The sequence below is a fragment of the Candidatus Kurthia intestinigallinarum genome (assembly GCF_003991225.1).
Lineage (GTDB): Bacteria > Bacillota > Bacilli > Bacillales_A > Planococcaceae > Kurthia > Kurthia populi.
Map to the genome: position 1 here is coordinate 1 of NZ_JTFC01000236.1, position 1,483 is coordinate 1,483.

A 1,483-nucleotide genomic window follows, 5' to 3' on the forward strand; every position below is an offset into this window, starting at 1 on the left:
CTTCCGATCTAATAGTTAAATCAAAATAAATGAACGAAATTTTATCAGATATCGTTTATGTTATTGACCTTATTCATCAGTTCAATCAAGCTTACAAAATCACTTATCATACACATACTCTGTTCAAAATCTTGCTCTTCACTAGGCACTTTTTCCGCATATAACTTTGCATAATCTTTGATATCTCTTTTATTAACATGCTGTGGTAGTTCGAAGATTTTCTGGGAAAAGTAATCTGGATCTTTAATATTAAACAAGGTTAAAATCTTTTCAATCTTGGCTATTTGATAATTTGCGGAAATGATTTTTTTAAAGAGAAAGGTTATATGGAATATTAGAGAGACAGACACCTAGTACGTCTCTTTTCAATATTATGCGAAGCAAAAAAAGGAACTGTTATTTTTGTCTAAAAGAGATGCTACTAAAATGAATCATCATTAAAAGATGCCATCTAATTTTCTAACATAATTTTCTGATTTTTTAAAATAATAAGTTTACAATATTTAGAAAGTCCGTTAAAATTATATGTAATTTCAATTTTAAAAAGCAATGACGAGGATATGAATCGTTTAAGAGAAGGTCAAAAGAGAGGGAAATCACCGGCTGAAAGTTTCCTGATTGGACTATTCGATTTACTCCCTTTGAGCTGTGCTAGGAAACTAGCAACGTGTACAGGCGTTATCTGTATCAATGAGCTACTGGTCATCTAACAGTAGGAATTTGGGTGGAACCACGGGTATACAAGCATGTATTCGTCCCTTTACGGGATGAGTATATGCTTTTTATTTTGGCAAAGCAAATGAAATATTTGCTTTGCCAAAATAGTATATGTCACAGATTTTTAGAGGAATTTTCGAGTAAACTCGAAAAAATCTGGACGCAAATATGCATTTGCATATTTGATTAACCAAAAACGAAAAGGAGAGATAGTATGTCAAATCAAGAAGTAACAATTCAATTTCCAAATGGCGAAGAGAAGTGCTTTGCCAAAGGTGTTACGCTAACCGAAATTGCCAAGTCGATTAGTCCGAGCTTAGCGAAAAAATCAATTGTGGGAAGTGTAAATACGACGACAACTGATTTGACTCGACCAATTCTAGTGGACGCTGAAATTTCGCTGTATGACACTTCGTCAAAAGAGGGTTTAGAGGTACTTCGCCATTCGGCAGCTCACTTAACTGCACAGGCGGTCAAACGTTTATATCCTGATGCAAAGTTTGGGGTTGGGCCTGTCATTGAAAATGGCTTTTATTACGATATCGACATGAATCATACACTTGTACCAGAGGATTTACAGGTCATTGAACGAGAAATGAAGAAAATTGCGAGTGAAAACCATATCGTTGTACGAAAGGAAGTAACGCGCGAAGAAGCAGCACAAATTTTTGCACAGGATCATTTGAAGCTCGAACTACTTGAAATCATTCCAGAGGATGAACTTGTGACAGTTTACGAGCAGGGAGAGTTTGTTGATTTATGTAGA

At 35.1% G+C, this 1,483-nt stretch carries 1 protein-coding gene; it reads left to right on the forward strand.

Going from position 1 to position 1,483, the window contains the following annotated elements; all coding sequences use genetic code 11:
- Positions 1-931: 931 nt before the first annotated feature.
- A partial coding sequence (locus QI30_RS20130; protein WP_126992172.1) for a TGS domain-containing protein occupies positions 932-1,483 on the forward strand: 552 nt, incomplete at its 3' end.